Here is a 5,647-nt window from a genome sequence, read left to right on the forward strand (position 1 = left end):
GCCGGCCCCGGGCGGGACCGGGCCCGGTCGCCCCATGAAGCCGCGCCGCGCCTGCCCGCTCCGTGGGGGAGGCGGCAACGGACGGCTGCGCCAGGGCTGTTGGCGCGGCTGTCTGCGCGGCGGCGGCCCCCCCCCGCGCCGGGACGGCCACCCGGCCCCCCCCCGCGCCGGTACGGCCACCAGCACCGGCGCCGGGGTTGAAGGGCGCTGCCGGTCACGGGGGACGGACGGGGGCGTCCTCCCGGGGGCCCGGCCTCAGGGGGAGGACGGCGCTGACCACGCCGCCCTCCGGGCCGGGCCCGGACCGGCAGTGTCCGGCGAGTTCGGCGGCCCGCTCCGCCATCGTGGAGAGCCCCACGCCGGGCTGCCACGGGACGGCGGACGGGCCGCCGTTGTCGCTGACCTCGACGCGCAGCGCGCCGTCGATGCGCAGCCGCACCAGGGCGTGGTCGGCCCGCGAGTGCCGGGCGGCGTTCGTCAGCGCCTCCGTCGCGATGCGGTACGCCGCCACCTCGACCGCGGCCGGCAGGGGCGGGAGCCTGCCGGGCGCGTCGATGGTGATGGCCAGCGGCGCGCCGCCGACGCGGTGGCTCAGCCGCTCCGCCTGCCGGGTGAGCGCGGTGACGAGGCCCAACTCGTCGAGCGCGGGCGGCCGCAGGCCCTCGACGAGGCGCCGGATCTCGTCGATGGCCCCGGTCGCGTGCCCGCGCAGCTGGTCGAGGAGCTGCTCGGCGGTGTCCGGGTCGGTGCGGACCAGGTTGCGGGCCGCGTCGGTGGTGAAGGCCAGGCCGGTGAGGGTGGGTCCGAGCCCGTCGTGCAGATCGCGGCGCAGCCGCCGGCGTTCCTCCTCGCGGGCGGACACCAGCCGCTCGCGCGAGGACTGCAGCTCCGCCGAGAGCACGGTCGCCCGGACGGCGACCCCGAGGGGCACCACGAGGGCCTTGAGGGTCCGCAGGTCCTCCGCGTCGAGGCGGGCCTGGCCCCGGCGGGTGCCGACGACCAGCTCCGCCTCCTTGGTGCCGGGGGTGGGCAGCGCGATCACCAGGCCGCCGGGCCGCTCCGTGCCGGACGCGGCCACCGGGCGCCCCTCCAGGCGGAACGCCGCGTACGGCAGCCGCAGCGTGTCCCGGACCGCGAGCAGCAGGCCGTCCAGGCCGGACTCGGCGGACAGCCGTGCCCCGAGCCGGTCGAGCGCGCGCACGGGGTCGCCGCGATCGCCGTACAGCATCCGGTCGATGAGCCGCTGGAGCCGGGCCCGCACCGGATGGAAGGCGATCGCGACGCCCACCGCGACCAGCGCGGCGCCACCGAGGTGGAAGGTGTTCCGCAGCACCCGGTCGAGGAACAGCACCACGCCCGCGTAGACGCCGAGGACCGAGAGCGACAGCGCCAGATAGAGCAGGGCACGGGAGACCACCCACTGGATGTCGAGCAGCTGGGGGCGCAGGATCGCCACGGCCATCGCCACCGGCTGGACGATGATGAGCACCTGCAGTGCCGCCGCGCTCATGCCCAGCGGCCACCAGGGGACGGCGCACAGCACGGCCAGCATCAGCCACAGCAGTTGACGGCGCAGCCGCTCGTCGCCGCGCCGGTAGCGGACCATCAGAGCGGTGAGGTCGACGAGCATCGGAACGAAGATGCCCGCGAGGTCGATCTGCGTGCGATGCGGTTCCAAGGAGGGCACCGACAGGACGTGCGGGTATCCGACGGGGCCGCCGAGCGCGTACGGATGGGGCGTGGTCACGCACCACAGCCAGAACAGCGCCCCGATCGCGCCGGTGGCCCAGGCGATGGGGCGCCAGCCCGGCCCCGGCAGCCTGCCGGTCGGGAAGAGCAGCAGCGCGAGCGGCACGAACAGGCGCAGGCCCAGCGGCCAGGCGGCCAGCGCCGCGGTGACGAGGGCGCGCAGCGCCGGCTCGCTCCAGCCGTTGCGCAGCCCCAGCGCCAGCAGGCCGAGCGCCATGGCGGTCACGGCGTGCGCCGCGGCGCCGCAGAGCAGCAGCCAGCCCACCGGGTTGCGCGGTCTGCGCCAGGCGACGGGGACGCCGCAGGCGGCGAAGACGGCGGCCAGCACGGCGTCCGTCACGAGGAAGCTGTCGACGGCGAGCTGATAGGTGAGGCCGCACTCCATCCACAGCCCCACGCCGGTGCCCACCGCGGCCGCCACGGCGGCGAAGAATCCCCATGCCAGCCAGGTGGTCACCGTCGCGCACCCCCACCGCGTCCGCCCTCACGGCAAGATTCCCGGACCCGGCACCGGATCCGAACGCGGTTGCGCCCAAACGCCTCGAACGGATGACAATACGGGCGGACCGCCCGCGGGCCGCGCCCGGGACGAGCGGCTCAGTTCCCCGAAGGGTCGGTCGGCCCCCGCCCGGAGAGCACTTCTCCGTACGCCTGCATCAGATCCGGCAGCCGCAGTGTCGACAGGTCGGTCCGGGTCGGTGCGCCGGGGTATCCGGAGAGCCGCAGGTCGCGGTAGGCGCAGCTCTTCTCGTACAGCGTCCGCAGGAACCTTCCGTTGCCCAGCTCGTCGATCCACGCCTGGTCGACCACGTGCCCGCTGATGGAGCGCAGCTCGTCGAGGGCCTCCTCGTCCCACACGTCGCCGTTCTCGGCGGCGAGGACCTCCCCGATGGCGGTGAGTTCGAGGGGGCGGTACGAGGGGAAGTCGACCCGCGTCGTGAAGCGGGAGGAGAGCCCGGGGTTGGCGGCGAGCAGCCGGTCCATGCCCTCGGGGTAGCCGGCGAGGATCACGACGAGGTGGTCGCGGTTGTCCTCGGCCCGCTTGAGGAGCACCTGAAGGGCTTCGTCGCCGTACGCGTCGCCCTTGCCGTAGCCGGAGTTGGAGAGGGAGTACGCCTCGTCGACGAAGAGGACGCCGCCGATCGCCGAGTCGATGAGCTCGTTGGCCTTCACGGCGGTCTGGCCCAGGTACTCGCCGACCAGGTCGGCCCGTTGGGCCTCCACGAGGTGGTCGCCGCCGAGCAGCCCGAGGGCGTAGAAGACCCGCCCGAGGATCCGGGCCACGGTGGTCTTGCCGGTGCCGGAGGGGCCGGAGAAGACGAAGTGTCGTTTCGGCGGTTGCACAGGAAGGCCCTGCGCGGCCCGCAGGCGCGCCATGTTGAGCTGCGCGGACAGCGCCTTGACCTGGCGTTTGACCGGTTCGAGGCCGACCATGCGCTCCAGTTCGGCGAGCGCCTGCTCAAGCAGGGCGGGGTCCGTGGGTCCCGGCGGGAGCTGCGGGGGAGCGGGCTTGATCGGGATGACGGCCTTCTCGCGCACCGTGTCGGCGTCGGACGGGCCGCCGCCGGGCGGCAGTTCGGGCTCGGTGACCTTCAGGTCGCGGCCCTCGGTGCCGAAGAGGGCGTCCACGCCGTCGGGTCCGTCGAGCGCGTCCTGGCCGATGCCGGTGAGGGTGATCGCGGCCAGGTCGGTGCCGTCGTCGTACCCGTCGCCCTCGGCGATGGCCGCGAGCCGCGCGGAGGTGTCCATGAACGCGGGGTCGACCCGGTGCACCGCGCGGTACAGCGGCAGGGCGGCGGCGGAGCGGCCGGTGCCCTCGTGCGCGCGGGCCAGCCAGTAGCGCAGTTCCTTGCGCTGGGGCTGCTCGCTGCGGCAGCGCATCAGCGCGGCGGAGAGCAGCGGTTCGGCCTGGCCGTACATCTCCAGGCGTACGCGGGCCATGCCGCCGAAGAGGCCCGCCTCGATGCCGAGCATCGCGTCGTCGATCAGCGGGTCGGTGTGCCGCACCAACTGCTCCCAGTCCTTGACCAGGTAGGCGCGGCAGGCGTGCAGGAAGCGCACCTGTACATCGGCGTCGACGGGCGGTAGTCCGGCGAGCGCCCGGTCCAGCTCCGGCACATGGCGTCCGTCCAGCCAGTGCGAGGCGTGCGCGAGCAGCAGGTCGCGGGTGGACTCCAGGACGGGCTGCACCCACCAGCCCAGCCAGTACCAGGAGTTGAGGGTGCGCACGTGCCGGGCGCGCTGTTCGCCGAAGCGGTCGCGGTGCTGGAACATCCGCAGGAGCGCCGTCGTCGTGTCGATGCGCAGCGCGTGCAGCCCGAGCCAGCCGTCGGCCATGCCCGGATCCATGCGCACCGCGGCCCGGAACTCCTCCTCGGCCTGCGGATAGGCGCCCATCGTGTAGGCGTCGACCCCCCGCAGCCAGGCGAGGTCGGCCGGGGCGGTGGCGCCCTGCGTGCCGAAGTCCATCACGTCCCCCACAAACCGTGCCCCGTTTGTGTACCACCGGGCCGGTGCCCGCCGGCAACTGAACTGAACCGCCATGCTGCGGACGGGAGTTGACTCGGTGCGCGCAGCAGCCGTCCGAAAACGCACCGAGATGCATCGTACCTGCGTGGGAGCGTCCCGCCGTAGGGTGCCGCAGCGGGGGATCGCCGATGAGGGCGTGTGCGGGCCCCGGTCAGGCCCGGGGCAAGGAGGGGCCCGATGGTGACCCAGGGTGAGCGATCGGCGGCTCGTGGCGCCCGACGCGGAGGGGCGCAGGGCAGAACGAAGCCCCCGATCACGGGGGAACAACCGGGGGCTTCGCGTCTGTGGGCGACCCAAAAGGCCGCACATTGAGAACGTAAGTCCTGTAAGGCCCTTGGGTCAAGCCGAGTTGGGGCACTCGCGAAAACTGGCCACACGGCCCGGAAGGGGGAATCCGCCGGTTCAGCGCACTGCCGACGGGCCTTCACCCTGAGTGACGATTTGGGTCAGCGCTGCCGTCCCGTCGGGCCCCGGCAGCACCTCGTATCCCTCCCGCAACTCGCGTACGAGCAGCTGGGCGAAGGGGCGGGACGGGTCTTCGGCGAAATGACGCCGTTCGGCGGCCTCCCAGCCGTCCCAGAAGCCGCTCAGCGCCGGTCCGTCACGTCGTCGCCCGCGGGCCCAGGACGCCTCCCGGGGCAGGTCCATCCACAGCAGCCCCGTCAGAAACGGCCGTAGCATCCGGCGGCCCGCGCCGACACCCTCCAACAGGACCACGGGTTCGGCCGGCAGGGGGCGATCGGCAGGGCCGAAGCGGCGCGTGTGCCAGTCGTACGCCGCGTAGTGCGCCGTTTCACCGCGGGTCAGCGGCTCGACGACCTGCCGCAGCAGCCGGTCCGTCCAGGCGAACAGCTCGGCGTGGCTCGCGATGTCGTCGAGCCGCAGCACCGGGGCTCCGCCGAGCGCCTCGGCCAGGTGGGCGGTGAAGGTCGACTTGCCGGAGCCCGCGTGTCCGTCGACGGCGATCAGCCGTACGGGTCCGCAGGACGGCGGCAGGCCCCGCAGGGCACGGGCGAGGCGGGGGAGAGCCAGGGGGCCGGGGAGGGGCGCGGGGCGGTGCGTATCGGTCATCGCCGGTCAGCCTACGGGCCGAGGGCGCGCGAGGTGCCGTTCGCGCCCCCTGTGCGCGGTTCAGCGCGCCGTCCCAGGTCATACCAGTGGTAGAGGCCAATATTGGTGGGCGCCGTCAGGGTCGGACGGCTGGCAGAACCCGTCGGCGACCGGCCATAGTTGGCGCACTGTCGTGTACCTGACCATCACCGTCCGGCTGCGGCCGGAAACCATCGACCGGGGGTCCCCGTCCATGGACCGAGCTGAAGACATGTCCCGCAGAAGACTCCTCGCCACGGCGGCCGGCGCAGCGGCGGTG

At 73.9% G+C, this 5,647-nt stretch carries 3 protein-coding genes; all 3 read right to left on the reverse strand.

Features of this window, described 5'->3' with window-relative positions; genetic code table 11:
• Positions 1–214: 214 nt before the first annotated feature.
• Complete coding sequence (locus STRAU_RS37360; protein WP_016645580.1) at positions 215–2,206, reverse strand: sensor histidine kinase; 1,992 nt, start codon at positions 2,204–2,206, stop codon at positions 215–217.
• Between the two features lie 140 nt (positions 2,207–2,346).
• Positions 2,347–4,218 (reverse strand): AAA family ATPase, encoded by a 1,872-nt coding sequence (locus STRAU_RS37365; protein ID WP_037664526.1) that lies wholly within the window; start codon positions 4,216–4,218, stop codon positions 2,347–2,349.
• 462 nt (positions 4,219–4,680) lie between these two features.
• The gene (locus STRAU_RS37370) at positions 4,681–5,349 is read right to left on the reverse strand and encodes a uridine kinase family protein (protein WP_016645582.1); all 669 of its coding nucleotides are present in this window, start codon (positions 5,347–5,349) and stop codon (positions 4,681–4,683) included.
• Positions 5,350–5,647 lie beyond the last annotated feature (298 nt).

The sequence above is a fragment of the Streptomyces aurantiacus JA 4570 genome, assembly GCF_000414115.1.
Classification (GTDB): Bacteria; Actinomycetota; Actinomycetes; order Streptomycetales; family Streptomycetaceae; genus Streptomyces; species Streptomyces aurantiacus_A.

Excerpts from the sequence above, each read along its gene's own strand:
- STRAU_RS37365 (WP_037664526.1), bottom strand. The coding sequence starts at position 4,218 with ATGGACTTCGGCACGCAGGGCGCCACCGCCCCGGCCGACCTCGCCTGG.
- STRAU_RS37370 (WP_016645582.1), bottom strand. The coding sequence starts at position 5,349 with ATGACCGATACGCACCGCCCCGCGCCCCTCCCCGGCCCCCTGGCTCTC.